Origin of the sequence: Arthrobacter alpinus (assembly GCF_001445575.1) — a bacterium.
Taxonomy (GTDB): Bacteria; Actinomycetota; Actinomycetes; order Actinomycetales; family Micrococcaceae; genus Specibacter; species Specibacter alpinus_C.
Map to the genome: position 1 here is coordinate 2,886,323 of NZ_CP013200.1, position 25,267 is coordinate 2,911,589.

Here is a 25,267-nt window from a genome sequence, read left to right on the forward strand (position 1 = left end):
CGTGCCGGGCACAAAGTCGCTTCCATCCAGCCAAAGCCGCAGCCTCCCCTGTCGCAGGCGACAGAGGAGGCTGCGGCCACTTAGTCGCCACGAGTGCGGATAGAATCGAGCCACCCGGGAGGACGACTTCCCGATGACAGCATTCCTGACGGAGACGGAGGCGGCAATGGCTGGCGGCAACCGTGACCCTGGCCGCACTGTCACCTCGAAGGTGTTGGCCATCCTGGAGGTGTTTGAGAAGTCCCGCGGACCCGTGACGCTGAGCGACATTTGTGAGCAATCAGGCTTGCCGTTGAGCACCGCCCACAGGCTGGTGGGCGAACTCACAGAATGGGGACTACTCTCCCGCGGCGCAAACGGCAGGTACCAACCTGGAATCCGCCTATGGGAGTTGGCCCAAAACGCCGGCCGTCAGCTGCGCGAAACCGCCCGGCCTTTCATCCAGGACCTGTTCTCCCTCACGGGCGAGACGGCGCAGTTGGCCGTCCGCGAGGGACATGAGGTGCTTTACATTGAGCGCATCTACGGCACCAAGCGCGTGCCGCGTGCCTCACGAGTGGGCGGGCGCCTCCCCATGCATGCGACGGCCGTCGGCAAGGTCATTCTGGCCTTCGAAGAGGAGTGGGTACGCACGGCCTATTTGAACCGGACGCTTGAGCAAAGCACGGCCCACACCCACGTCAACCCACGCCGACTCGCCAGCGAGCTCACAAATATCAGGGCGCAAGGCTACGCCACAACCCTGGAGGAGGCCCGCCTCGGCGCCTGTTCCATCGCCGTCCCGGTGTTTCATACCGGCAGGATCGGGGCCGGGATAGGCCTCGTTCTACCGTCGACGCAAGCATCCAGCATGACCAAGCACCTCGCTGTGCTCAAGGGGGTGTCCGCCCACATTGAGCGCGCCACGGCTCATATTCCTCTGGAGTCCCTGCTCGGCGCCCACCGCGCCTGATTTTCCGCAGGGCGGGCCGCGCATTGCTTTCCACTGAGTGGAAACTTTTCCTTTACAGGAACCTGTGACCCCCGCAACACTGAGGGCATGAGTTCGGCGAGGGCGGTTGCCCGTCGCCGGGAACAATCCCAAGGAGTCCACATGTCTTCCACCAAGGAAACCGCACCCGGTTGCCCGTTCGGGCACGGAGCCCAGGCGCCTGCCGGGCACCACGGCTACGAACCCTTTTCCATGAAGGATCCCTTCCCGGCCTATGCCGAGCTCCGTGCCGAACAGCCCGTCATGTTTGATGAGCGCATCAATTACTTCGTCGCGACTCGCTATGACGACATCAAGGCCGTCTTCGAAGACTGGGGGACGTTCTCCAGCGAAAACGCCCAGGCACCCGTACGTGAGCGCGGCCCTGCCGCGAAGCAGATCATGACCGACGGCGGTTTCACCGCCTACTCCGGTCTCTCGGCCCGGGTGCCCCCGGAGCACACCCGGATGCGAGCCATCGTGCAGAAGGCGTTCACGCCGCGTCGCTACAAGGCGCTGGAGCCCGACATCCGCGCCAACGTCGTAGAGCGTCTTGAGAGCATGCTAGGCCGCCCCGAACGCACCGGTGACATGGTGGCCGATCTGGCCTACGACATCCCCACCATCACCATCTTGACGTTGATCGGCGCCGACACGGCGGAGATTGATAAATACAAGCGCTGGTCAGATTCCCGTGCCGCCATGACCTGGGGCAACCTCAACGATGAGGAACAGATCCCGCACGCCCACAACCTGGTGGACTACTGGCAGGAATGCCAGCGCCTGGTGCAGGCGGCGCATGAGCACGGCGGCGACAACCTCACGGCCGACCTCGTCGCAGCCCAGGCCGGCGGTGCCGAAATCACCGACCACGAGATTGCCTCCGTGCTCTACAGCCTGCTGTTTGCCGGACATGAAACCACCACAACACTGATCTCCAACTGTGTGCGTGTGCTATTGGCGCACCCGGAGCAGTGGCAGCAGCTCGTGGCTGAACCGAAGAAGATCCCGGGGGCCATTGACGAGATCCTGCGCTATTCCGGTTCCATTGTCGGCTGGCGTCGCAAGGCGCTCAAGGACACCACGATCGGCGGTGTGACGATCCCGGCCGGCGCTGGTGTGCTGCTTCTCATGGGCTCCGCCAACCGTGACGACGCACGTTTTGAGGACGGGGAAGCTTTTGACATTTCCCGTCCCAACGCCCGCGAACACCTCTCGTTCGGCTTCGGCATCCACTACTGCCTCGGCAACATGCTGGCGAAGCTGCAGGCGAAGATCGCACTCGAGGAGATCACCCGGCTGCTCCCCACGCTGACCCTGACCGAGCCCGAAAGCATCACGTTCCGGGAGAACCTGTCCTTCCGTGTCCCCGAATCCGTCCCCGTCGCTTGGAAGGCCTAGCAGCATGCAAAGCAATAAGTACATTCAATTCTTCGACGGCGGGATCGAGCCGAAGCTGGAAACCCTGGGTGGCAAGGGTGCATCCCTCGTCACCATGACAAGCGCCGGCATGCCCGTCCCTCCCGGCTTCGTGGTCACGACCGCGGAATTCGACGCGTTCATGACCGCGGCAGGAATCACCGAACAGATCTGCGCCTTGCTTGAAGGCTTGGACCCGGAGGACGTCGCCGAGGTGGACCGGATCGCCGCTCAGATTCGCGCCGACATCATCTCGCGGCCCGTTCCGGCCGAGCTGCGAGACCTGACGAAGCATGCCTACGAATCACTCATGGGCCGCTTTGAGCAGCCGGTGCCCGTTGCCGTCCGCTCGTCGGCGACGGCCGAGGACCTGCCCGACGCGTCCTTCGCAGGCCAGCAGGACACGTACCTCTGGCTAAACGGATTCGAGGCCGTGGGTGAACACATCCGCCAATGCTGGGCATCGCTCTACACAGCGCGGGCCATCCTGTACCGGTTGAAAAACAACATTCCGGACGAGGGCCTGTCCATGGCTGTCGTGGTACAAAAGATGGTCAACGCGAAGGTCTCCGGCGTCGCCATGACCATGGATCCAGCCACGGGCGACCGCTCCAAAATCACCATTGACGCCTCCTACGGGGTCGGCGAAATGGTGGTCTCGGGCCTCGTGACACCTGACAACATCCAGCTGGATAAGGTCACGCTGACACTCATTCACGAAACCATCGGCGCCAAACACGCCGAGCTGATCCCGGATGCGGCATCAGCGTCCCTCACCGAACGCGAGGTCGACGCCGAGCGCCGTGCCGTGCGCAGCCTCAGCGACGATGAGCTCCTCGCCGTGGCACAGATGGCCAAGCGGGCCGAAAAGCACTACAAGTGCCCGCAGGACATCGAGTGGGCTCTAGACCGCGACCTGCCCGACGGCGAGAACCTCCTGCTGCTGCAGTCCCGCCCCGAAACCGTGCACTCGGCCAAGCCCGTCACGGCGCCAAACCCGATTATCGGCGGCGGCTTTGCGGCCGCCATGGGCTTCCGCCTCCCTACCGCCTCCGCCTAGCACTCAGGCCTTTCGGCCCTGCCATTTTTTCTTTCTCCGATTGCATCCCGACATGGCTCAGTGTTGAGCCACCACCCGAAAGGCACGTCATGTCCATGAAGTCCTTCCCGAAGCCCTCCGAGCTGGCGGTCCCCGCCGGCGCCGAGGGCTGGGAGAAGCTGTACCCGTACTATCTGGTTTTTCAGGACAAGCTCAAGGACGCTGAGGACTCGAAGTTCTGGTTCTGCGACTCGCAGCACTGGCCCACCGTGTTCAAGCCCTTCGAGACCATTGGTGGCGAATTCGCCGTGAAGTGTTTGGGGCAGTACAACGCCCGGCACCTCATGATCCCCAACGCCAACGGCATCGAATTCCGCATACACCTCGGTTACCTCTACATGTCCCCCATCCCGGTGCCCGACGAGCAAATCGCGGCCCGCGTGCCGTTGTTCGAGGAGCGGGTTGGCCACTACTTCCAGAACTGGGACGAAAAGCTGGTCCAGTGGCACACGAAAGTGCGCGCCACAATCGCCGAGATGGAGACCCTGAGCTTCAAGAAGCTGCCCGACATGGTGCCGATGGAGGACATCCTCTCGGGCAAGGGCAAGGACGGCTCCGAGGTGTTGCTGGAGAACTACGACCGGCTCATCCAGCTGGCCTACCAGAACTGGCAATACCACTTTGAGTTCCTGAACCTTGGCTACATCGCATACCTGGACTTCTTCAACTTCGCCAAAACAGTCTTCCCCAACATCCCTGACCAGTCGATCGCCACCATGGTTCAGGGCGTGGACATGGAGCTGTTCCGTCCCGATGACGAGCTCAAGGCGCTGGCGAAGACCGCCGTCGAGCTGGGTCTTCAGCCGGCATTCGTGAACGCGGACGACGCCGACGCCACCTTGGCCGCGCTGGCCGCCGCGACCGGCGGGGAGCAGTGGCTCGCCCAGTACGAGGGCGCCAAAGATCCGTGGTTCAACTTCACCTCGGGCAACGGCTTCTACGGGCATGACAAGTACTGGTCCGAATACCAGGAGATCCCCTTGGGCTACATTGCCGACTACATTCGCCGGCTCGACGACGGCCAGGAGATCATGCGCCCCAAGGAGGCGCTGATCGTGGAGAAGGACCGCATCGTTGAGGAATACCGCGAACTGCTCGACGGCGAGAACCTGGCCGCGTTCGACGCCAAGCGTGAGCTCGCGGCCACCGCGTACCCGTACGTGGAAAACCACAACTTCTACATTGAGCACTGGACCATGGGCGTGTTCTGGCGCAAGGTCCGTGAGCTGTCCCGCATGATGCATGCCGAGGGGTTCTGGAATGAGCCCGAGGACCTGCTGTACCTGGGCCGCAACGAGGTCCGCGACGCCCTGTTTGATCTGGTGACGAGCTGGGGCGTGGGAGCAGCCGCACCCATCGGCGTCGTGTACTGGCCGGAGGAAATTGAGCGCCGCCGCCTCATTGTTGATGCGCTGAAAACCGCTCGACCGCAACCGGCACTGAACACGCCGCCGGAATCCATCACCGAACCGTTCACCCGCATGTTGTGGGGCATCACCACCGAGCAGGTTCAGCAGTGGCTCAATGCCGGCGACGCCCCCGAAGGCAGCGGCCTGCAGGGCATGGCGGCTTCCCCCGGTACCGTCGTCGGGCAGGCCCGCGTCATTCAGGACGCCGATCAGCTCTCTGAGGTACTACCCGGTGAGATTCTGGTCGCCACCATCACGGCTCCGAGCTGGGGTCCCATCTTCGGGCGGATCAAGGCCACCGTGACCGACATTGGCGGCATGATGAGCCATGCGGCGATTGTCTGCCGCGAATACGGGCTGCCCGCCGTCACGGGAACCGGCACGGCCTCCACCACCATCAAGACCGGCCAGTGGTTGCGCGTGAACGGCACGAAGGGCACCGTGGAGATCCTGGAGCACCCCCCGGTCGAGGGCCCCGGCGCCCACAGCCACGCCCATGACGAGCCGGCTCATGTCTGAGTCCCCCTGGTCACGGCACCGTCCGTGCCGTCGACACCAGCCGCCCGGACCGCCCTCATCACGGGGGCGGCCGGCGGCCTGGGCCGGGCCTTCGCGCTCGGCTTTGGCGCCCGCGGCTACCGGGTGGTGGCCGCCGATGTGAATCTGACCGGGGCGCAGGAGACGGCCGAGCTCGTGCGGGCCGCCGGCTCCGACGCCGTGGCCGTGGCCGCTGATGTGACGAGTCTGTCCTCCACGCAGGCCCTCGCCGAGAAAGCGGCGGCGTTTGGCGGCGGCAGCATCGAGGTCGTCATCAACAATGCCGCCATCTACGCCACGGTCACCCGCAGCCCGTTCGAGGACATTGACATGGACGAGTGGGATCTGGTCATGAACGTGAACTTGAAGGGTCCCTGGCTCGTGACGAAGGCGGCGAGCCCCTATCTGGCCGACGGCGCCCGTGTCATCAACCTCTCCTCGGCGACCGTGTACTCCGGCTCGGAGCAGTGGATGCATTACGTGGCCTCCAAGGGTGGCGTCATTGCCATGACCCGGGTCCTGGCCAAGGAGCTTGGCCGCCGAAATATCACAGTCAACGCCATCGCTCCCGGGTTCACGCTCACGGAGGCCAGCTACGGGCTCATGGATAACGCCGAAAATTACGGGGTTGACCGGGGCGCGCTTAAACGGGCCAGCCAGCCCGAAGACATTGTCGGCGCGGCCCTGTTCCTGGCCGGCACTGACAGTTCCTACATCACCGGGCAAACCCTCGTCGTCGACGGCGGCCGGCAGTTCATCTAACTTCGCCTCACCGAAAGGGAGCAACCATGCCAACGGTTCATTTCACCGATACCGAGGGAACGGTCCGCCAGATTGCGGGTACGACGGGCGACTCCGTCATGGAGACGGCCGTGCGCAACGGCGTGCCCGGCATCTTGGCCGAGTGTGGCGGGTCGCTGTCCTGCGCCACGTGCCACGTCTTTGTCCGCGAGGACGACTTCGCCGCACTGCCCGCCATGGAGGACATGGAGGACGAGATGTTGTACGGCACGGCCGTCGACCGGGAGGACACCTCCCGCCTGTCCTGCCAAGTGCGCCTGTGCGAGGGCCAGGAGCTGCATGTCACCACACCGGAAACGCAGGCCTAACCCATGCCCACCACACCAGCCACCATTACGGAGCCGCCACGCGCCGCACCGGAGCAGACGGGTCTGTTGATCGTAGGTGCCAGCCAGTCCGGCGTGCAACTGGCCATCTCACTGCGGGCCTTGGGCTTCGACGAGCACATCACGCTACTGGGCGACGAGGATCACCGCCCTTACCAGCGCCCTGCCCTGTCCAAGGACTTCCTGCAGGGCACTGTTGAGAGCGAATCCCTGATCTTCCGCTCCAACGCGTATTGGGACGAGCACAACGTCACGCTCGTCAAGGGTGAACGCATCACGGCCGTGGACAAGGCCGACGACGGCTCCGGGGTGGCGCATGCGAGCTCCGGCACCACGTTCGCGTTTCGCCGGCTGGCCCTGACCGTAGGTGCCCGGGCGCGGCGCATGGACGTCCACGGCGGCGAGCTGTCCGGCGTCGTATATTTGCGCAACGCCGACGACGCACTGGCACTGAGGGACATCGCCCCAGCCGCACGGGACGTCGTCGTGATTGGTGGCGGCTTCATCGGGCTCGAGGCGGCGTCGAGCCTGCACAAGATGGGCAAGAACGTTGCCGTGCTCGAACACGGGCCGCGCCTGGTGGGCCGGGCCGTGGGCACCGACACCTCCGAGTTCTTCCTGCAGGCCCACACCGAACGCGGCCTGGACATTCACCTGAACACGCAAGCCACCCGGTTCCTCGATGACGGCCAAGGTGCCGTGTCCGGCGTCGAACTGGCAGACGGCACGCTCCTGCCAGCCCAGATCGTGCTCATCGGCATTGGCGTCATCCCCAACACCGAACTGGCCGAAGCGATGGGCTTGGCGGTGGATAACGGCATCCTTGTCGACGGGAACGCCCTAGCGTCCGACGGCACCACGGTGGCCGTGGGCGATGTGGCGAACATGCCCAACCCGCTGCCTGGCTCCCCCGACGGTGAGCGCATTCGGCTGGAGAGCGTGAACAACGCGATCGAGCATGCGAAGGTTGCCGCATATTCCCTCGTGGGGCGGCGTGAGGACTATGCGGGGATTCCGTGGTTCTGGTCCAACCAGGCCGATCTGAAGCTGCAGATTGCCGGCCTGTCGCTGGGCTACGACCAGACCCTGGTACGGCGCGACGACGAGCGCGGCAAGTTTTCCGTGCTGTATTACCGTGCTGGCCACATTATCGCCGCCGACTGCGTCAACACCCCCTTGGACTTCATGGCCGTCAAGAATGCCCTGGCCAAGGGGCAGAACATCCCGGCCGCCGCCGCCTCCGACGCGACAGTGCCGCTGAAGTCCGTTACGACGACCCCCTGACCTTGGCACTCTTTTAGGAGCAAGCATGAGAAATCGCCATTCCACCACCGAACAGGCCGCTGGAGCCCCCGTCTGGGCCGCGGCGGACCCTGCAGCCCATGCCGAGGACCCGCGGGCACAGGCCTTCGCCGCCGCGCACCCGATCCGGCCCGTGCCGGCCACCGGCCCCGTGGACACGAGCCCCATTGCGTGTACGCCCTCCACTGGTTTTGCTGAGCTCTGGGTCGCCGTAGTGACCGAGACGCGCACCCGCGGCAATGACATCCACCTGCCCATTTCATTGGCGTACGCATCCCGCCTGTGTGACGCCCATCCGGAGGCCGACCGCGAACTGGTCATGGTCAGCGTGCTCCTGCATGACACGGGCTGGGCTCACGTGGACGAGTCACGGATCATTTCCGAAGGCTTCTCAGGGGACTGGCGCAAGGCGGCCATCCGCTACGAGCACGAGGTAGAGGGCTGCAAGGTGGCCCGGCGAGTGCTGCCGCCGCTAGGCTACTCCCCCGACTTCGTTGAGCGGGTGTGCGAGATCATCGACGGCCACGACACCCGGCCCGTGGCATACTCCCTGGAGGATGCATTGATGCGAGACGCGGACCGGCTGTGGAGGTTCGATCAGGCCGGCATTGCGCTGGCGTCAACGTGGTTCGCCATGGACCCGGCCACGTACACGGACCGGCTTGCCACCGAGATCATCCCCGAGCTCATCACCCGCGCCGCCGTCGACATGGGCAGCGCCGACCTGGCCCGCTCCAACTCCCTCCTCAAGACACAGGTGATCCGATGAGCAACGCCATCGAGGCACGTGCCGCCCTGTCCCTGCCCTACACGCACGTGGACACCCTGTTCATCGACGGCGCCTGGACACCGGCACTGGGCACGGAGCGCAGCAACGTCACGGACCCGGCCACCGGCCAGGTGTGGGGCTCGGTGCCCAACGGGAACCCGCTCGACCTCGACAGGGCCGCCACTGCCGCCCGGCGCGCCTTCGACGCCGGTGTCTGGCCGCGCCTGACGCCGAGCGAGCGCGCCGGCTACCTGATGCGCATCGCCGACGAGGTGGAACGGCGCGCGGAGGAGCTGGCGCTGACCAACACGCGCGAAAACGGCTCACCCCTGGCCGAGTCGCGGGGTGCGGCAGCCAACGCGGCCGGCATCTTCCGCTACTTCGCCACCCTGGCCGACCACCTGGAACGCGAGGATGTGCGCCCGTTCCCATCCGGCGTCGGCGAAACCGTGGTGCGCCGGGATCCCGTGGGCGTGTGCTCACTGATTGCACCGTGGAACTTCCCCATCAACTTAATGGTCATCAAATTGGCCCCAGCCCTGCTGGCTGGCTGCACGGTGGTCATGAAGCCAGCTTCCCCCACCCCGCTGTCCCTGCGCCTGATAGTGGACGCCGTGGCAGCCGCGGGGGTGCCGGCCGGCGTCGTCAATCTCGTCACCGGCAACGGCGCACTCGGCGATGCCATGGTCAAGCACCCCCTCGTGGACAAGGTCGCGTTCACGGGCTCGACGCCGGTCGGGCGCAAGATCGCCTCGGCCGCCGGCGCCCTGTTGCGCCCGGTCACCCTGGAATTGGGCGGGAAATCCAGCGCCATCGTGCTCCCCGACGCGGATCTGAACGCCATGAGTGAGGTACTAATCCGCTCATGCATGCGCAACACAGGCCAGACCTGTTACATCTCCACCCGCATCCTTGCCACCTCGTCGCGTTACAACGACGTGGTGGACATGGTGACCGCCACCATTGCGGCCGGCCGTCAGGGGGACCCACTGGATACTGCAACCGTCTTTGGCCCGTCGGCAACCGCCTCCCAGTTCGCCACCGTCATGGAGTATGTCCAATCAGGCCATGCCGAAGGGGCCAAGGCCACCACGGGCGGCCGGGCCGCAACCCTCGGGGATGGACTCGACGGCGGCTACTTCGTGGAGCCCACAGTCTTTGCCGACGTGGACCCCGGCATGCGCATTTCTCGGGAGGAAATCTTTGGACCCGTGCTGTCGGTGCTGAAATACGACACGGTCGAGGATGCGGTCGCGTTGGCGAACAACACCGAGTTCGGCCTGGGCGGTCTCGTTTTCGGAGCCGATCCCGACGCCGCCATGGACGTTGCCAACCGCCTCGACACCGGCTCGGTGGGCGTGAACTTCTTTGCCTCCAACCACGCCGCACCGTTTGGCGGCCGCCACGATTCGGGGCTGGGCACCGAATACGGCGTCGAGGGCCTCAATGCCTACCTCAGCTACAAGTCAATCCACCGCCGCTGACTTTGGCGCAGCGGCGGTGCTGGCGTGCCGTCCCGTGCCAGCCGCCGCGCGTCATCAGTTCCCGGCGGAGGCGCGGAATCTGCGAGACTGGTCCTAAGCAATATTCCCGGCACAGTTCGTGCCGGCTCCCCCACCGGAAGTGGTCCTGTGCGTTACATCAAGCTGCGTGATCTTACCGTCTCTGCCGTCGGTCTGGGTTGCATGGGCATGTCCCATATCTACACCGGCCGCGACCAGTCAGACGCGGAATCGATCCGCACTGTTCACCGGGCCCTGGAGCTCGGTGTCACACACTTTGACAGTGCCGAGATCTATGGGCCATTCAAGAACGAGATCCTGCTCGGTAAGGCCCTCAAGGGGCGCCGAGATGACGTCGTCGTCACCTCAAAGTTCGGCATGATCACGCACACCGGCAACCCTGGCCCGCTCGACAGCTCGGCCGCGAACATTCGCGCCGCCGTCGAAGGTTCCCTGCGCCGCCTCGACACCGACTACATCGACCTGTACTACCAGCATCGAGTGGATCCGTCTGTGCCGATCGAGGACGTCATCGGCACGTTGACCGAGCTCATCGACGAGGGCAAGATTCGCCACATTGGTCTCTCCGAAGCTGGCCCGGACACCATTCGCCGCGCGAACGCCGTACACCCCATCACGGCCCTGCAGTCGGAGTATTCGCTGTGGACGCGCGACGGCGAGGATGGCACCTTGGACCTGCTCTCGGAGCTCGGCATCGGGTTCGTGCCCTACTCTCCGCTGGGACGCGGACTTCTCAGCGGTACCATCCGCTCCCTCGAGTCGCTCGACGCCGACGACTGGCGCCGCACGAACCCGCGCTTCGCCGACGGGGCACTGGCCACGAACCTGCAGAGGCTCGAAGAAGTCGAAGCGGTGGCCCAGGAAGTTGGTGCCACCTGCTCCCAGCTCGCCTTGGCGTGGTTGCTCGCCAAGGGCGCGGACTGGTCGCCCATCCCCGGCACGATCCGCATCTCCCACCTCGAGGAGGACCTAGCGGCCGTCGACGTGCGCCTCACTCCGGAGCAGGTGCTCGTGCTGGACAACGTCACCCAACCCGAAGGCGATCACCACACGGCTGCGCAGGCGAAGGCCTTCGACCGTGCCAACTCACTGGCTCCGGCATCGCAGCCTCATGTCTGAGCCCCTACGAGTAGTCCTCATTGGTAGCGGGCCGGCGCTAACTCCTCTGGCCGAGGCGTTGCTGGCGGAAGGAACCGCCGTCACAGTCATCGCACCGGAACTAAAAAACACAGGGGCTGCAGTGCTCGGTGATATCGCCAATGATGCGCTGGTGACTGCGGACATTGTGATGACGTTCGATCCGCCCGTCGCCTCGCTTAAGGTGGCCAGACAGGTATCCCCACTGCTCAATCCCGGGGCTGTGTACGCGGATTTCAACCCCGGCACCCCAGATATGAAAAGGCGGATGGCCGAGCTGTTCCCTGACGGTAGCTTTGCCGAGGGGACCTTTACAGTGGTGCCAGAACTCCGCGCAGACGTTGCTGGTTCAGGTGCGCCCGCCGTGGCGGAGCTGCTGACAGGCGTCGGGGTTGCCGTCGAAAACACTTCAGAGGCCCTGGGAGATGCCGCGGCGCGTGAGATTCTGCGCGGCATGCTGGATAAGTCGTTGGCGGCCGCAGTTATCGACGTGCTCTGGGCCGCCGAAAGCCTTGGCCAGAAGGACTGGGCCTACCAACAGGTCCTTGCCACGTTCGAGGCCAGCTCCGCCGCCACGGCCACGGGCTACCTCAACGGCACAGCGCAGCACTTGAAGCGCCGGCAGATGGAGATGATGGACGTTGTTGAGACCATGCGCGAGACAGGGTACGACAGCACCCTTGTAGCCGCGATCGAGACGAACTACTCGCGCATTCTGCACGGCAAGCGAGTACCGTTTAGCAAGCTTAAGTAGTTTGCACGGAGGAAGGCCCCGAGCAACGCAGATACGTCACTCGGAGCCTTCCGCAAGTTGTACTAGTTGTATTAGTAGTCGAGTTGCTTTTGCAGGGCGTCAAGGACAATGTAGCAAGGCAGAACTTGGGCCACGCTGGAGTTGGGCTCGCGCCCTTCGGTGATCGCCGCAACGAACTCCCGGTCCTGCAATTCAATGCCGTTCATTGACACGGCCACCTTGGATACATCGATTTGTTCTTCTTTGCCGGTAAACAAATCGTCGTAGCGGGCCAGATAAGTGCCAGAGTCGCCAATATAGCGGAAGAAGCTACCCAACGGTCCGTCATTGTTAAAGGAAAGTGACAGCGTACAAATCTTGCCGTTCTCCGTCCTGAGCTGGATTGACATATCCATGGCGATGCCGAGGTCAGGGTTTTTGGGCCCCTGCACAGCGTTGGCCTGAACAACCTTTTCGCCCGTCTGGTATTGGAATAGATCCACCGTGTGAGCGGCATGGTGCCAGAGCAGGTGGTCGCTCCAGGAACGGGGCTGGCCCAAGGCGTTGGAGTTGGTGCGCCGGAAGAAGTAGGTCTGAACATCCATCTGCTGAATGTTGAACTCGCCTGCGGTGATCAGCTTGCGCACGTATTGGTGTGAGGGGTTGAATCGCCGGGTGTGCCCGGCCATGGCAATCAGCCCGGTCTCCTGCTGCACATCGACAATCTCCTGAACACCGGCCAGTGAATCGGCCATGGGGATCTCCACCATGACATGCTTGCCGGCGCGGAGTGCCTGGAGGGTTTGTTCGTGGTGCATGTGGGTTGGTGTCGCAAGGATGACACCATCCAGGTCCTCTTGGGCCAGCAGTTCTGCGTAGTCGGTGAAGGCCGCCTTGGCGCCATATTTGGCGCCGACTTCCTGGGCGACATCCATTTTGCTGTGCGCCACGTACTGGATCTTCGCATCCGCGATCTGGCTGATGGCATCAAGGTGCTTGTGGCCGAAGGCTCCGAGGCCGACGACGGCGAGATTGACGGTCATGAATTCTCCTGGGGGGTGAGGATGAGGTGGCCGACGGAAGTGTTTGACGCCGGTACGTGATTGAAGCGATAGACCTCGTCAACAGTGTCACCGAGGGCACCGCGCATGATCAGCCACATGATGAGCTCCACTCCTTCGGAGCCGGCTTCGCGCATGTATTCCAGATGCGGTTTGTACTGCAGCACCTCGGGCTCATTGATGAGGTCGTCCATGAATTGTTTGTCCCACGGCAGGTTAATGAGCCCGGCGCGGGCGCCCTGGATCTGGTGGCTCATGCCGCCTGTCCCCCACACCTGGACAGAGAGGTCCTCATCAAACTCCTGGACAGCAGCGCGGATCGCCTTGCCAATTGAGAGGCACCGCTCGCCAGAGGGCTGCGGGTACATCACAACATTGACGGCCAAGGGGATGACCTTGCTGGGCCATTTGTCGGGAGTGCCGTACATGAGCGAGAGCGGCACGGTCAGCCCGTGGTCCACTTCGAGCACGTTGAGCACTGTCATATCGAAGTCATCCAGAATCAGCGACGCGGCCAGGTGCGTGGCCAGCTCTGGTGCGCCTTCGACAGTCGGGACGGGGCGTGGGCCGTAGCCCTCGTCGCAGATTTCGAAGCTGTCGGCCACACCGATAGCGAACGTCGGCATGATCTCCATGCCGAAGTAGGACGCGTGGTCGTTGTAGACAATGATCGCCACATCGGGCGTGTTGTCCTTCATCCAGTTCTTGGAGAACTCGTAGCCGTCAAACATGGGCTTCCAGTACGCTTCTTCGGTGCGGCCCATATCGATGGCCGCCCCGACGGCGGGTACGTGGCTCGTTGCGACTCCTGCGGTAATGCGTGCCATCAGGCTTCTCCTCGTTCCTTCTTTGAGCGCCAGCCCTCGATGGAGCGGCCACCTGCGCTCATCATGGCTTGGTACTGCTCAACGTTCATGTCCGTCATGGTGCTGACAGCCTGTACATAGGACTTGCCCTCTGAGGCGAAAATCTTGGACAGGAAGTAGACGTTGCCGCCCTCATCGAGCATCTGTTGGAAATCGCGGGTCAGCACGGCATGCTTCTGACCCTCAGTCAGGTCCCAGTCGGCCAGGTAGCTCTCCTCATCGGCGAGGAAGCGCTTGCGGTTTTCCTCGGTGCGCAAGCTCATGCAGAACTGGTTAAGGGCGAAGCCCTGGCGCGCCTTCTCGATCGTGAAGATCGTGGTTCCCGGGATGTCGTCAAACTGTGTGAAGTCAGGTTTCATGATCAGCTCCAGTAGAGGGTGTTGGGATTAGTCACGAGCAGCTTGTGCTGCAGGGTTGAAGTCGTTGCGATCGAGGGAACATAGTCCACGAGAATGCCGTCGTCGGGCATCTCCTTTTTCATGTTCGGGTGCGGCCAATCGCTTCCCCAGATCACCCGGTCAGGGAACTCTTCAACCACGGTCCTTGCGAAGGGGACCACATCTGCGTAGTACGGGGAGCCGCTGAGACTGAGCCGGTCCGGGCAGCTGACCTTAGTCCAGACATCAGGTGTCTCCCGTAGGAAACGCAGCATGAGTGCGAATTCGGCGTTGTCCAGCGGCTTGCTGACGTCGGGGCGGCCCATATGATCAATCGCGATGGGGATGTTCAGCGAGGTGAAGAAGTCCCACTTTTCCACCAAATCGGCGGGCTCGAAGTACAGCACCACATGCCAGCCGAGCGGGCGGATCTTCTCAATGATGGCACGGTAGTACTCGTCGGGCTTCGGGTCCACCAGTCGCTTGACGTAGTTGAATCGTACGCCGCGAACCCCCAACTCGTGCATGCGGGCCAGCTCATAATCACTCACGTCGGATGTGAGCGTGACAACGCCCCGGGCGGTGTCGCCCGAGTGGGCCAGCACATCCAGCAGCGCGGAGTTGTCGGCGCCGTGGCACGTTGCCTGGACCACAACACTTTTCTCGAAACCGAGGAAGGAGCGCAGCGCGAACAGCTGCTCCCGGCTCGCATCACACGGGGTGTACTTGCGCTCTGGCGCGAACGGGAACTCGTCCCCCGGACCGAACACGTGACAGTGGGCATCGACGGCCCCGGCAGGGACCTTGAAGGTGGGCCGGGTCGGGTTGGCATCCCAGTCCAACCAGGTGGCGTCTTTGGTAAAAGCCGGCATATCAGAGTCCTTTCGCGGAGAGCGTGGCATCGAGACGGGGGAACACGCGGCGGGCGTTGCCAGCGAAGATTGTGGCACGCTCCTCGTCTGAGATGAACGCCTCGTCAATGTAGCGCTTGGTGTCATCAAAGTAGTACCCGGTCTGCGGGTCGATGCCACGCACCGCCCCAATCATTTCCGAGCCGAACAGGATGTTCTTTTTGTCAATGACCTTGACCAGCAGGTCAATGCCGGGCTGGTGATAGACGCACGTATCGAAGAAGACGTTGTTCATCAAATGGGTGTCGAGGCTGGGCTGCTTGAGCATATCGGCCAGGCCCCGGTAACGTCCCCAGTGATAGGGCACGGCGCCGCCGCCATGCGGAATCAGGAAGCGCAGCGTTGGGAAGTCCTTGAACAAGTTACCCTGGAGAAGCTGCATGAATGCCGTGGTATCCGCGTTCATGTAATGGGCTCCGGTGGCGTGAAAGTTCGGATTGCACGACGCCGAAACGTGAATCATGGCGGGCACGTCCAGTTCCACGAGCTTCTCGTAGAGCGGGTACCAGTACTTGTCCGTCAGCGGAACCGTTTCCCACTTCCCACCGCTGGGGTCCGGATTCAGATTGACGCCAATGAACCCGAGCTCGGTGACGCAGCGTTCGAGCTCGGCCATGGTCTCATCCAGGTTGGCGCCCGGGGACTGCGGGAGCTGGCCCACGCCAATGAACGTTTCGGGGAATAGATCAACAACGCGCTTGATCAAGTTGTTGCACGCAACGGTCCACTCGGCGCTGATGCGCTGGTCGCCCTCGTGGTGGCCCATGGCTGAGGCGCGGGGAGAAAAGATCGTCAGATCAGTACCGCGGGCCGTGATGAGCTTGAGCTGGTTTTCCTCGATGCTGGCACGGATCACGTCATCGGAGATCTCAGGGTAGGCCGGCGTGGGCTCGCCAGCCTTGAAAGCGGCCAACTGGTCGATGCGCCACTGGTTATGAAGCTCGGGAGCTGTTGTGTAATGGCCGTGACAATCGATGATCATTTGCTCTCCCAAGCTGATGGCAAAACGTAGATGGAACCCGACATCAAGAGCCGGGCGGTACGAAGAAGTGCTGATTTTGTGACAACCGGCGAACCGCTGGAGTTATCCACTTGCATCTGCACGGTAAAGGATCCGGTGGGGTGTTCCACCGCGACTTCGAGACTCTCGCCAACGCTGGAGAGCCCGGCGATCTGCGCCGCGACACTGCCCTCGAGCATGCAGGCGGTCGCCACAGAGACGGCGCCAAGCACGCCGATGGACTCATGCACGCGGTGCGGTATAAACGTCCGGGTGCTCAGCAGGCCACCGTCACGAGCGGGGGCCAGCAGACTCATCTTGGGCACCGTCTTATTAGTGACGTCACCAAGATTCATCATCGGGCCCACTTGCAGACGGATCGCCTCGACACGCGCCTTGAGCTCACTATTCGACTCGAGTTCGGCGGGCGACTCATACCCGGTGATGCCAAAATCGGCTGCGTTCAGGCACACGACGGGCATGCCGTTGTCGATGCAGCTGAGCTGTAGCCCGTCGACGACGTCCACCACGTTGCCAGTGGGCAACAGGGCCCCGCAACTTGAGCCAGCCACATCCTCAAAGTTCAAGGTGATGGGTGCGTGCGTGCCGGGTACGCCGTCGATCCGTGCCTCGCCGGAGTATTCGACGAGTCCGCCGGGAGTCTGCACTTCCGCGGTGGCCTTCGAATCCGTGTTCACCATGTAGATGGCTACCGCGGTGACGCCGTCGTTGGCTTCGAGCAGACCCTGCTCAATAGCGAACGGGCCCACGCCGGCCAAGATATTGCCACAGTTCTGCTGGTCACTGACCTCGGCCCGATCCGGCCACACTTGCAGGAACAAGTAATCAACATCAATACCCGGACGCGCCGAGCGGGAGATGACGGCGACCTTGGACGTGAGCGGATGCCCGCCACCCATGCCGTCAATCTCGCGGGCGTCCGGGGACCCCATTGCGGCGAGCAGGAACGTATCGCGTGCGGCTCGGTCGCTGGGCAGATCGTCCGCCAGGAAATAGAGCCCCTTTGAGGTTCCGCCGCGCATCACCGAGCACGGAACCTGGACCTGAGTATTACTCACCTTGGTATTCCTCGTAGACCAGACCCTTGGCAGCCAATGCCTCACGCATGTTGTAGATGTCCAGACCGAGTTCTCCGGCGGCGAGGCGGGCGCGCTTGGCCGTCTCAAGGGCCTCGCGGTCGCGGCCCTTTTGCAGGACGGCTGCGGCATCCTCGCGGCGCACCACACACACGCCGTCAAGGTCGGCAATTACGACGTCGCCCGGACGCACGCTTTGGTTCGCAATCACGATGGGTGTCTGGACATTGGTGGGTGTGCCCTTGATGGTGCCCTGTGCGAAGATGCTCTTCGTCCATACAGGGAAGCCCATCTCGGTGAGGGTTTCAACGTCGCGCACGCCGGCGTCAATGACGAGCCCGCGAACGCCGTGGGCCATCAAGCTCTCGGCCAGTAGATCGCCCACAAAGCCATCATGGCAAGGGCTCGTCGGGGTGACAATGAGAAGATCGCCCGGTTGCGCCTGCTCAACAGCAACATGGATCATCCAGTTGTCACCGGGTGAGACTTCACAGGTCAACGCGTTACCGGCTACCTTCGCCGGGAAGATGGGGCGTAGACGCTGATCGAGCAAGCCGATGCGCCCTTGTGCCTCGTGAACCGTGGCAACACCCAGCTCGGCCAGACCATCAACAATATCGATCGGGGTCCGTGGGGTGCCCGTAATTACTCGCGCCATGATTCTCCTTTGAAAGATCACGCAATGTGCGTAAGACCAGACAACCTCAGATGGAGCGACTACTTCAATGCGAATTCCGGATAACGGAAGAGGGGGATTGGGGCACTGGTCTAGAAGTGAGTGATTAGTGCAGTTGCGAAGGCGCGCCCAGGCCCAGATCGAGCAGCTTCTTGGAGAGCGCAGCCGCGGTTACTTGCAGAACCGGCACCATGCGGCGGGGATCGGCGTAGGTGCTGGGAAGGATGACGCCGAGCGCCGCAATGACCCGCCCGGCTTTGCCTCGCACAGGAACGGCCACGGAGGTGGCTCCCTCAATTAACTCGGCATAGGTGATGGCATAGCCATGCGCCTTGATCGTCTGGAGCTGTTCTTTCAGCGCCTGCGCGTCAGTGATCGTCTGTTCGGTGAAGCGGTCAAGCGCGGCGAACGCAGCTTCATTTAGCTCCGGACCGCCATAAGCCAGCAGTACCTTGCCAACACCCGTGGCATGCATGGGCAGCCGCGATCCGGGTTTACTGAGCACCTTCATGGTCCGCGATCCTGCAATACGGTCAACAATCAGGCAACGCAACCCATCGACAACGCCGAGCTGCACGGCATCGTTACCAAGCCCATAGATATCCCCCATGTAGGGAAGCGCAAGTTCACGCAGCTCCGCGTGCACCGATGCCAAAGTACCCAACGCCCAGATCTTACGGCCAATTTCATAGTCGCCGTCGGCGCCCCTGACGAGCGCCTCCTGTTGTTCCAGATCATGCACCAAGCGATGTGCGGTGGTCAAGGGCAGCCCCGCCCGCCTAGCAATGGATGACAGTGACTGGCGGCGGTATTCCGGGCTGAACGTGTCCAGGACAGTAAAGGCCCTGCCCGTGACTGACCTTGATGCGGGTGTCTTCTCCATGGTGACTGTGAGTCTAGCAATGCCCGCATCGAGCCTCTGCGAGGTACTCAGTTGCAGTACTGATTTCGGAGATCGACCTTCCGAATTTTCCCGCTGGCCGCTCGTGGCATGTCGTCGGTGAAAATCACGGATTTGGGGATCTTGTAGCGGGCCAGCCGCCCGTCCAGATGCTTGCGGACGTCGTCTTCGTTAAGGATTGCTCCTTCCCGCAGGGTGATGATGGCGCGCGGGATCTCCCCCCATTTCTCATCATGAATACCGATGACGGCAACGGAGGCAACCTCATCCAGTTCGGAAACGATCATGTCCTTGAGCCGGTCCGAGACGAACAGGAACCCCTCGTCATCCACATGGCCAATGTCCCCGGAGCGGAACCAGAGCGAATCGGCGTAGCTGGCCTGCGTAGCTTCAGATCGGTTCCAGTATTCCTTGATCACATGAGGACCCGAAATTTGAATTTCACCGGTTTCTCCGGGGCCGGCATTGCTCCCTGACGCTGCCACGATCCGGACGTCGGTGAAAAAGTGTGACAGCCCGGCTGCGCCGGTTTTCTCCCGTGACCTCTGCGCCGGCAACATGGTGGCACCTGGCGCAATCTCGGTCATGCCGTAGCAGTTCGAGAAGCCAACCCCCCGGGCTTCATAAGCGTCAATGACAAGGGCGGGAACCGCGGAGCCGACACAGGTCAGTTTCTCAAGGGATGCAAGATCCGCGCCCGCCCACGAGGGATCTTCGCACAGCATCTGGAAGGTGGTTGGCACTCCGCTGAGAGTGGTCACCTTGTGCTGCTCAATCAAGGCCAAGACCCGCCCCCGGATCAAAGCTGGATTCCAGAACCGCGGCTCCCCCCTTGAGGATGATGGGCAGCAGACCCATGCCGAGCGCTGCCACATGAAAGAGGGGCGCAATCAGCAGCGCTACATCATTGCGACTCGTGTCCATGTCGATGACAGTGTTGATGCCGTTCCACGTGATGTTCCCGTGCGTGAGGAGGGCGCCCCTGGGCCGGCCTGTGGTGCCCGAGGTGTAGAGGGTCATGGCACCGTCCTCGTGGTTCACCGACTCGTCGATCGGCACCGCGCTGGCTGCCCTAACTACTTCGCCATAGCGTTCGACGCCGTCTGGCAGCTCCTGTGCTAAATCACCCGGAGCCCTTCGGGGCTCCGCCAGCAATCGTCCTTCCACGGAGGTGTCGGCCGCGGCCGCGGCGGCCAGGTGCTCCAGTGCTGCGGCGTTGATCAGGTACCGTGTACCGGAATCCTGCAGCTGGAACTGCAACTCGGGTGCAGCAAGACGGGTATTAAGCGGAACAAAGATGGCACCAAGGAGCCCGCACGCAAAGAAGGTCTCCACGAAGGTGAGGATCATTCTAGCCAAGGTAGACCACCCGGTCGCCCTTGGTTACGCCACGAGCTCTGAGGGCGTTAGCCAGCCGATCTGCACGGTCGGCGAGCCCGTCATAGCTCACCACGCGATCCGCGCATATCAATGCCGCCTTGGGTCCGGACTTGGGACGGCAGCGTTGCAGCCAGGATCCAACACCATTGTTGTCCATGGATACGGCTCTCCTAATACTGAGAAAAACTCGTTGACGATGGTCTGCGCCGCAGTGTATGCGGCTAGGTTTGCTGCAGAACGGCTCCACGTCGATGACGTGCAAAAAACCTTGACCGGGGACGTAAACCGAACCTTATAAAGGCCATAGTTGACCTTGGTGGTGACACCATCGACGTCGAACAGCTCACCCCAGAACGGGATGATCAGGGACAGCGAGAGGAACCCGTAGGCAATCGGAGCGCCGAAGGGGCCCAGCTCAGGACGCTGCTTCAAAAAGCCCTCTGGGGCCAGGTGCAGCCAGAGATTGCAGCCTGCTAGCCGTGTGAGCTTGGGTCTAGGGTCCGCATCCGCAGTGGCCTTGTTCCAGGCAACGGTGAGGGGGCATCATGGCAACGCCTAGCGGCCTACTTTCTACTGTGCAGAATGTCTTAGCGGTTCGGGAGTCGAGTGACCTACGGTTTGTAAGCCAGATCACCCCGCCGGCCACTGGGCCGCAGTACCTAAGGAGCAGCATGCAGTTCTACCAGGATGGCTACCGCCCGGGCGACCCGGATCTTCGCACCGCCGCACCCGGACGCCGTGCCCCGGGAACATTCCCCATCAGGTAGACGTGCTCATCGCCGGCACCGGACCTGCCGGATCCGTCCTTGCCGCACAGCTGGCCGAGTTCCCCGACATCTCCACTCTCGTGGTCGAACGGCGCGAAGCGGCGCTCGAGATGGGGCACGCCGACGGCGTTGCCTGCCGCACCGTGGAAATGTTCAATGGCTTCGGACTGGCCGAGCGACTAATGCGCGAGGCCTACTGGGTCAACGAGACCACCTTTTGGGGGCCCGCGGAGTCCGGGGGCATCGCCCGCACCGGGCGGATTCAGGACGTCGCCGAGGGACTCTCCGAATACCCCCACGTGATTGTGAACCAGGCCCGCATGCAGGACCTGCTGCTCGAGCACATGGCCAACTCCCCCAGCCGTTTGATCCCCGATTATGGGCTGGAAATCATCGACGTCGTTGTCGCTGAAACCGGCGAGTACCCTGTCACCGCAACGCTGCGACGCACCGGCGAGGACCCCGGCAATGAGATCACCGTGCAGGCAAAGTACGCCGTGGGGTGCGAGGGCGCCCGCTCGAATGTGCGACGCTCACTGGGCATCACCATGAGCGGCGACGCCCGCAACCACGCCTGGGGTGTCATGGACATGCTGGCCGTCACCGACTTCCCCGACATCCGCCTGAAGTCCGCCATCCAGTCCACCTCCGGAGGATCCATACTGCTCATCCCCCGCGAGGGCGGCTACCTCGTGCGGCTCTATGTGGACCTGGGCGACGTCGATCCGGGAGACCGTGAGGCCCGCGGGCGCTTCACCGCCGACTCGATCATCGAGGCAGCTCAGAAGATCCTGCACCCTTACACGCTGGATGTGAAGGAGATTGCCTGGTGGAGCGTCTACGAGGTGGGTCAGCGCATTGCCGAGAGATTCGACGATGTGCTGCCTCAGGACCGCGGCAGCCGCACGCCGCGGGTCTTTATCGCCGGGGACGCCTGCCACACGCACAGTGCAAAGGCTGGCCAAGGCATGAACGTCTCGATGCAGGACGGCTTCAACCTCGGTTGGAAGCTGGCAGCGGTACTGCAGGACCGCAGCCCCTGGTCCCTGCTGGACACATATTCAGAGGAACGCCAGGTCATTGCACAGGAACTCATCGACTTCGACTTCAAGTGGTCCACCGCCATGGCGGCTAAACCCAAGGACCCGGTCAATCCAGAGGCAGGAGGCATGGACGCCGCGGAGCGCCAAGCCATCTTCACCCAGGGCGGCCGATTCACCGCCGGCTTCGCCACCGACTACAGCCCCAGCATGATCACCGGCAACGACACCCACGAGCACCTAGCAGCCGGCTTCCCGGTGGGCGAGCGCTTCCACTCCTCCCCTGTCGTCCGGCTGGCCGACGCCAAGGCGCTGCAGCTTGGCCACCAGGCGCGGGCCGACGGCCGCTGGCACATCTACGCCTTCGCCGATGCCGCACGTCCGGATGCCACCAATTCGCGCCTTGCAGCGTTCTGCACCTACTTGGGACAGTCTTCCTCCTCACCCGTGCGTGTCTTCACTCCTGACGGGGCTGACGACGATGCCGTCTTCGATGTGCGCGCCATCTTGCAGCAGGGCCATCGGGAGCTGGAGCCGGGCGACTTGCCGGAATTCCTCCTCCCACGCAAGGCCCCACTGGGCATGGTCGACTACGAGAAGGCCTTCACCGTCGATCCGGCCAACGACATCTTCGCGGCCCGCGGCATCAACCGCGAGCAGGGGGCAATCGTAGTGGTCCGCCCGGATCAGTACGTCGCCCACGTTCTTCCACTTGATGCACACGAGGAGCTGGAGGATTTCTTCGCCGGCATCATGACAGTGCCTGTCCGGGCAAGGGCCATGGCGCCCTTGGCATAGGATTCAGTTGTGCAGAACAACAATCGGATCGTTAAAAGGCCCGCTCATGCCATCGATTCCGTGGAAAATGCGCTCCGCCTACTGGTACTACTTCAGGAGCGCGAGTCAGTGCGCATCGTTGACGCCGCCAAGGATCTCGGGGTTGCCCCCTCTACGGCCCACCGGCTGATGGCAACTCTTGTCTACCGGGGGTTTGCGCGGCAGGATGACCATCGGAGATACCTGGCAGGGCCCAACTTGCGCTTAGACGCAAGCCAAAATCCGACGCACACTCTGGTTGCAGCGGTCCGCCAGCCCTTGCAGGAGCTCGCCACGGCAACAGGCGAGACGGCGAATCTGGTCGAACTGGTGGGTCGGAGCGCCGAATTCCTTTACAGCGTTGAAGGTCCGCAATTGTTACGGATCGGCGATCGTGCAGGGAGCGTACTGCCGGCAAATATCTCGGCCGGAGGATTGGCTGCGCTGTCTGGTCTCCCGGAATCTAGTGTCGCCGAGTTGTTCCGTGGTGGGCCCACCCGCAGAGGTGGAAGCGGACTGAACGCCCACGAACTACCGCGTCTGTTCACTGAACTCTCTCAGGTCCGGGCCAGAGGGTATGCCCTAAATCTGGGCCGCACAGAGCACGAGTTGGCCGCCGTCGGCGCTCCAGTTAGATTGTCGGGTCAGCACAGAGCATTGGCGATTTCCCTGAGTGCACCGCTATCCCGTGCCGAAGAGTTGCAAAGCCCTCGGGTAGTCTCTTTGCTCATTGGAGCCTGTGAGCAGATCGGTACCGCACTTCTTGACACCATCGAGGCACCGAGTAGAAATTAAACACGCGAACCCGCTGACATCAGGAGGTTCGCGTAGGCACTGTGCCCGAGGGGCTCAACCAGACTTTCTCGCTTGAAAAAAGGGAAGTTGCGAGTTGATGCGGCAGTTATCGGTTGGCGTCATAGGAGTTGCGGGAACATTCAACTTCTTCAATATGGGCCTCAACCCATCTTCTCTTCCCAGGCCGAAGACATCTTCTGGGGCTAGGGCCACCTCTGCCCCAAAGACTGCTCCGACTGTAACGGGAAGGCCCAGGGAAGCGGCAACGTCTGGCAGCCGCCCCCGGAATCTCGGCACCACTCAAACACGAGAACCCCCTGTCACCAGGGGGTTCTCGTCGATTTTGCCAGAGGTGGGCATCGATTATGCCTCGGTGACGCTCACTGTGAACTGATTGGGCCCACTTCGTGTGACCCTCACGAGGTCTCTCGGCGCATTGGCCTTTGTGGAAACGTGCGCAATCGCAGTTTCCAAGGTGAGGTCGATCGTGGAGGGGTCCCAGATCTTCAGGGTCAGGGAGTTGGATTCAAAGTTCATGCGCCATTGCTTTCTTTGATTGATTTCCGGCTGCCTCCTCATTGAGACAACATCCTCAGCCTATGCGAGCAAACCCCCTAAAGGGTCTAGGTGTGACTGAGAACATAGCCAGTCGTTGGCCGTGATCTGCAACGACGTCATGTTTGGTAAAGAAGTCACACATATGCCCAATAATGAGAGCTCCTCTCTCCACGGAGCTAAGGTTTGCGTTTCTTTGCCGATGGCGGCTACGCGGTCGGTGGGGTCAAGGTCCTCCTCCATCGCCGGTCGAGATGCACCGATGGATGACAGCTCCAAGCCCGTTCGAAGTTGTTAGTCTGCCGTGTACGTGACGGCCGTCGACCTGCCGGTGCCGCCGCAAGACCTGCGCAGCATGATTACGTCCATGAAGCGTCCTTCCGATGCGACCAACACGTTCTCGGGGCAGCCTAAGCCCACTCATGGGATCCGCGGCCTTTCGGAGTTAAGGATGCTCCGAGCAGCTGGCCGGCCGTGCCGCGTGCGGCCATCCGCATTGGCTCCCCATTGGTGATTGCTTGGCTCACGGGGCAGACTTCCATAAGTCTGATGGCAAGCCTGGGCTCATCCACTTCGCTGTATGGAAGCGGGCATGGCCCCGTGGCAGGCGGGCATGCTGGTGCTCGCTCGCGGCACCATCGCCCATTACTCGCAAGCGTTGAGGTCAGCACGGGAGCAGGACGCTCAGCACCGCGCTGCGGGACATCAACCGCCAGCTGCATCTGCTGTTTGCCGAAACTGTGCGGGCCGCTGGGCGAGGGGCCCTGAAGGTCCGGCCGTGACGGAAGAGGCTGTCCGTCTGGCTTTCATCGCAGCCCACGTGGCGCCCACTGCGGCGAGTGGCGAGGCAATTCCGCTGGGCGCACCCGGCCCTTGGCGGGCTCTGCGCGACTGGCTGCGGCCCGGAGCCGACTCGCAGGCGGACAACGGGTCGCCAGCGTGCCCGCCCTTCGGTTGGCCCGGGGCGTGGACACGACTATCGGCAGGGTGATTGCCCTAA

Annotated in this window: 22 protein-coding genes and 2 pseudogenes; 13 read left to right on the forward strand and 11 right to left on the reverse strand. The window is 62.7% G+C overall.

Annotated elements, in window-relative coordinates; all coding sequences use genetic code 11:
• Positions 1-166: 166 nt before the first annotated feature.
• The 11 genes from AS189_RS12805 to AS189_RS12855 all read left to right on the forward strand — a co-directional run bounded on the left by AS189_RS12805 (position 167) and on the right by AS189_RS12855 (position 12,046).
• Positions 167-952 carry an IclR family transcriptional regulator gene (locus tag AS189_RS12805; protein WP_062293622.1) on the forward strand — a complete coding sequence of 262 codons (786 nt, stop codon included), beginning with the start codon at positions 167-169 and terminating at the stop codon, positions 950-952.
• A 141-nt stretch (positions 953-1,093) separates the two neighbouring features.
• Positions 1,094-2,371 carry a cytochrome P450 gene (locus tag AS189_RS12810; protein WP_062289581.1) on the forward strand — a complete coding sequence of 426 codons (1,278 nt, stop codon included), beginning with the start codon at positions 1,094-1,096 and terminating at the stop codon, positions 2,369-2,371.
• 4 nt (positions 2,372-2,375) lie between these two features.
• The gene (locus AS189_RS12815; RefSeq protein ID WP_062289585.1) at positions 2,376-3,449 is read left to right on the forward strand and encodes a PEP/pyruvate-binding domain-containing protein; all 1,074 of its coding nucleotides are present in this window, start codon (positions 2,376-2,378) and stop codon (positions 3,447-3,449) included.
• 89 nt (positions 3,450-3,538) lie between these two features.
• On the forward strand, positions 3,539-5,416 hold the full coding sequence (locus tag AS189_RS12820) for a PEP-utilizing enzyme (protein WP_062289588.1): 1,878 nt from the start codon (positions 3,539-3,541) through the stop codon (positions 5,414-5,416).
• A 24-nt stretch (positions 5,417-5,440) separates the two neighbouring features.
• Positions 5,441-6,196, forward strand: coding sequence for an SDR family NAD(P)-dependent oxidoreductase (locus AS189_RS12825; RefSeq protein WP_062289591.1), 756 nt, complete (start codon positions 5,441-5,443; stop codon positions 6,194-6,196).
• 26 nt (positions 6,197-6,222) lie between these two features.
• Entirely contained in the window at positions 6,223-6,543 is a 321-nt protein-coding gene (locus tag AS189_RS12830) for a 2Fe-2S iron-sulfur cluster-binding protein (protein WP_062289594.1), read from the forward strand.
• A 3-nt stretch (positions 6,544-6,546) separates the two neighbouring features.
• Positions 6,547-7,845 carry an NAD(P)/FAD-dependent oxidoreductase gene (locus tag AS189_RS12835; protein WP_062289597.1) on the forward strand — a complete coding sequence of 433 codons (1,299 nt, stop codon included), beginning with the start codon at positions 6,547-6,549 and terminating at the stop codon, positions 7,843-7,845.
• Positions 7,846-7,870: 25 nt separating this feature from the next.
• On the forward strand, positions 7,871-8,632 hold the full coding sequence (locus AS189_RS12840; RefSeq protein ID WP_062289601.1) for an HD domain-containing protein: 762 nt from the start codon (positions 7,871-7,873) through the stop codon (positions 8,630-8,632).
• Positions 8,629-10,116: an aldehyde dehydrogenase family protein gene (locus AS189_RS12845; protein ID WP_062289604.1), complete on the forward strand. Its 1,488-nt coding sequence runs from the start codon at positions 8,629-8,631 to the stop codon at positions 10,114-10,116. The genes AS189_RS12840 and AS189_RS12845 overlap by 4 nt, the downstream gene beginning before the upstream one ends.
• A 147-nt stretch (positions 10,117-10,263) precedes the next feature.
• Positions 10,264-11,274: an aldo/keto reductase gene (locus AS189_RS12850; protein ID WP_062289607.1), complete on the forward strand. Its 1,011-nt coding sequence runs from the start codon at positions 10,264-10,266 to the stop codon at positions 11,272-11,274.
• Positions 11,267-12,046: a DUF1932 domain-containing protein gene (locus AS189_RS12855; RefSeq protein ID WP_082634283.1), complete on the forward strand. Its 780-nt coding sequence runs from the start codon at positions 11,267-11,269 to the stop codon at positions 12,044-12,046. The genes AS189_RS12850 and AS189_RS12855 overlap by 8 nt, the downstream gene beginning before the upstream one ends.
• A gap of 71 nt (positions 12,047-12,117) precedes the next feature.
• Here AS189_RS12855 and AS189_RS12860 read toward each other — a convergent pair whose 3' ends face one another.
• From AS189_RS12860 to AS189_RS21275, 10 genes and pseudogenes are all read right to left on the reverse strand, one after another.
• Positions 12,118-13,068 carry a Gfo/Idh/MocA family oxidoreductase gene (locus AS189_RS12860; RefSeq protein ID WP_062289612.1) on the reverse strand — a complete coding sequence of 317 codons (951 nt, stop codon included), beginning with the start codon at positions 13,066-13,068 and terminating at the stop codon, positions 12,118-12,120.
• Entirely contained in the window at positions 13,065-13,913 is an 849-nt protein-coding gene (locus AS189_RS12865; RefSeq protein WP_062289616.1) for a class III extradiol dioxygenase subunit beta, read from the reverse strand. The genes AS189_RS12860 and AS189_RS12865 overlap by 4 nt, the downstream gene beginning before the upstream one ends.
• The gene (gene ligA / locus AS189_RS20790) at positions 13,913-14,311 is read right to left on the reverse strand and encodes a protocatechuate 4,5-dioxygenase subunit alpha (RefSeq protein WP_062289617.1); all 399 of its coding nucleotides are present in this window, start codon (positions 14,309-14,311) and stop codon (positions 13,913-13,915) included. Before ligA ends, AS189_RS12865 begins: the two co-directional genes overlap by 1 nt.
• Positions 14,312-14,313: 2 nt before the next feature.
• Positions 14,314-15,201, reverse strand: a complete 888-nt coding sequence (locus AS189_RS12875; RefSeq protein ID WP_062289620.1) for an amidohydrolase family protein — start codon at positions 15,199-15,201, stop codon at positions 14,314-14,316.
• 1 nt (position 15,202) lies between these two features.
• Positions 15,203-16,222 (reverse strand): amidohydrolase family protein, encoded by a 1,020-nt coding sequence (locus AS189_RS12880; protein WP_062289623.1) that lies wholly within the window; start codon positions 16,220-16,222, stop codon positions 15,203-15,205.
• Positions 16,219-17,319: a 4-oxalomesaconate tautomerase gene (locus AS189_RS12885; RefSeq protein WP_129587269.1), complete on the reverse strand. Its 1,101-nt coding sequence runs from the start codon at positions 17,317-17,319 to the stop codon at positions 16,219-16,221. The genes AS189_RS12880 and AS189_RS12885 overlap by 4 nt, the downstream gene beginning before the upstream one ends.
• Positions 17,312-17,995 (reverse strand): 4-carboxy-4-hydroxy-2-oxoadipate aldolase/oxaloacetate decarboxylase, encoded by a 684-nt coding sequence (locus AS189_RS12890; protein WP_062289629.1) that lies wholly within the window; start codon positions 17,993-17,995, stop codon positions 17,312-17,314. Before AS189_RS12890 ends, AS189_RS12885 begins: the two co-directional genes overlap by 8 nt.
• A 124-nt stretch (positions 17,996-18,119) precedes the next feature.
• Positions 18,120-18,896 carry an IclR family transcriptional regulator gene (locus AS189_RS12895; RefSeq protein ID WP_062289634.1) on the reverse strand — a complete coding sequence of 259 codons (777 nt, stop codon included), beginning with the start codon at positions 18,894-18,896 and terminating at the stop codon, positions 18,120-18,122.
• Positions 18,897-18,943: 47 nt separating this feature from the next.
• A pseudogene (locus AS189_RS21270) lies at positions 18,944-20,451 on the reverse strand (AMP-binding protein).
• Positions 20,382-20,783: pseudogene (locus AS189_RS21275) on the reverse strand (hypothetical protein); the annotation flags it as partial. The pseudogenes AS189_RS21270 and AS189_RS21275, both read right to left, overlap by 70 nt.
• Before the next feature lie 280 nt (positions 20,784-21,063).
• On the opposite strand from AS189_RS21275, the gene AS189_RS12905 reads away from it, so the two are divergent.
• Together AS189_RS12905 and AS189_RS12910 are read left to right on the forward strand one after the other, a co-directional pair.
• Positions 21,064-22,899 (forward strand): FAD-dependent monooxygenase, encoded by a 1,836-nt coding sequence (locus AS189_RS12905; RefSeq protein WP_337589172.1) that lies wholly within the window; start codon positions 21,064-21,066, stop codon positions 22,897-22,899.
• A gap of 9 nt (positions 22,900-22,908) precedes the next feature.
• Positions 22,909-23,712 (forward strand): IclR family transcriptional regulator, encoded by an 804-nt coding sequence (locus AS189_RS12910; RefSeq protein ID WP_062289637.1) that lies wholly within the window; start codon positions 22,909-22,911, stop codon positions 23,710-23,712.
• A 363-nt stretch (positions 23,713-24,075) separates the two neighbouring features.
• Here AS189_RS12910 and AS189_RS20395 read toward each other — a convergent pair whose 3' ends face one another.
• Positions 24,076-24,249, reverse strand: coding sequence for a hypothetical protein (locus AS189_RS20395; protein WP_193393485.1), 174 nt, complete (start codon positions 24,247-24,249; stop codon positions 24,076-24,078).
• Between the last annotated feature and the right edge of the window lie 1,018 nt (positions 24,250-25,267).

What these genes read in the sequence shown, in the direction of transcription:
- AS189_RS12830 (WP_062289594.1), top strand. Translation starts at nt 6,223, where the DNA reads ATGCCAACGGTTCATTTCACCGATACCGAGGGAACGGTCCGCCAGATT.
- AS189_RS12840 (WP_062289601.1), top strand. Translation starts at nt 7,871, where the DNA reads ATGAGAAATCGCCATTCCACCACCGAACAGGCCGCTGGAGCCCCCGTC.
- AS189_RS12895 (WP_062289634.1), bottom strand. Translation starts at nt 18,896, where the DNA reads ATGGAGAAGACACCCGCATCAAGGTCAGTCACGGGCAGGGCCTTTACT.
- AS189_RS12845 (WP_062289604.1), top strand. Translation starts at nt 8,629, where the DNA reads ATGAGCAACGCCATCGAGGCACGTGCCGCCCTGTCCCTGCCCTACACG.
- AS189_RS12815 (WP_062289585.1), top strand. Translation starts at nt 2,376, where the DNA reads ATGCAAAGCAATAAGTACATTCAATTCTTCGACGGCGGGATCGAGCCG.
- AS189_RS12805 (WP_062293622.1), top strand. Translation starts at nt 167, where the DNA reads ATGGCTGGCGGCAACCGTGACCCTGGCCGCACTGTCACCTCGAAGGTG.
- AS189_RS12855 (WP_082634283.1), top strand. Translation starts at nt 11,267, where the DNA reads ATGTCTGAGCCCCTACGAGTAGTCCTCATTGGTAGCGGGCCGGCGCTA.
- ligA (WP_062289617.1), bottom strand. Translation starts at nt 14,311, where the DNA reads ATGAAACCTGACTTCACACAGTTTGACGACATCCCGGGAACCACGATC.
- AS189_RS12865 (WP_062289616.1), bottom strand. Translation starts at nt 13,913, where the DNA reads ATGGCACGCATTACCGCAGGAGTCGCAACGAGCCACGTACCCGCCGTC.
- AS189_RS12890 (WP_062289629.1), bottom strand. Translation starts at nt 17,995, where the DNA reads ATGGCGCGAGTAATTACGGGCACCCCACGGACCCCGATCGATATTGTT.
- AS189_RS12860 (WP_062289612.1), bottom strand. Translation starts at nt 13,068, where the DNA reads ATGACCGTCAATCTCGCCGTCGTCGGCCTCGGAGCCTTCGGCCACAAG.
- AS189_RS12880 (WP_062289623.1), bottom strand. Translation starts at nt 16,222, where the DNA reads ATGATCATCGATTGTCACGGCCATTACACAACAGCTCCCGAGCTTCAT.
- AS189_RS12875 (WP_062289620.1), bottom strand. Translation starts at nt 15,201, where the DNA reads ATGCCGGCTTTTACCAAAGACGCCACCTGGTTGGACTGGGATGCCAAC.
- AS189_RS20395 (WP_193393485.1), bottom strand. Translation starts at nt 24,249, where the DNA reads ATGAACTTTGAATCCAACTCCCTGACCCTGAAGATCTGGGACCCCTCC.
- AS189_RS12820 (WP_062289588.1), top strand. Translation starts at nt 3,539, where the DNA reads ATGTCCATGAAGTCCTTCCCGAAGCCCTCCGAGCTGGCGGTCCCCGCC.
- AS189_RS12810 (WP_062289581.1), top strand. Translation starts at nt 1,094, where the DNA reads ATGTCTTCCACCAAGGAAACCGCACCCGGTTGCCCGTTCGGGCACGGA.
- AS189_RS12835 (WP_062289597.1), top strand. Translation starts at nt 6,547, where the DNA reads ATGCCCACCACACCAGCCACCATTACGGAGCCGCCACGCGCCGCACCG.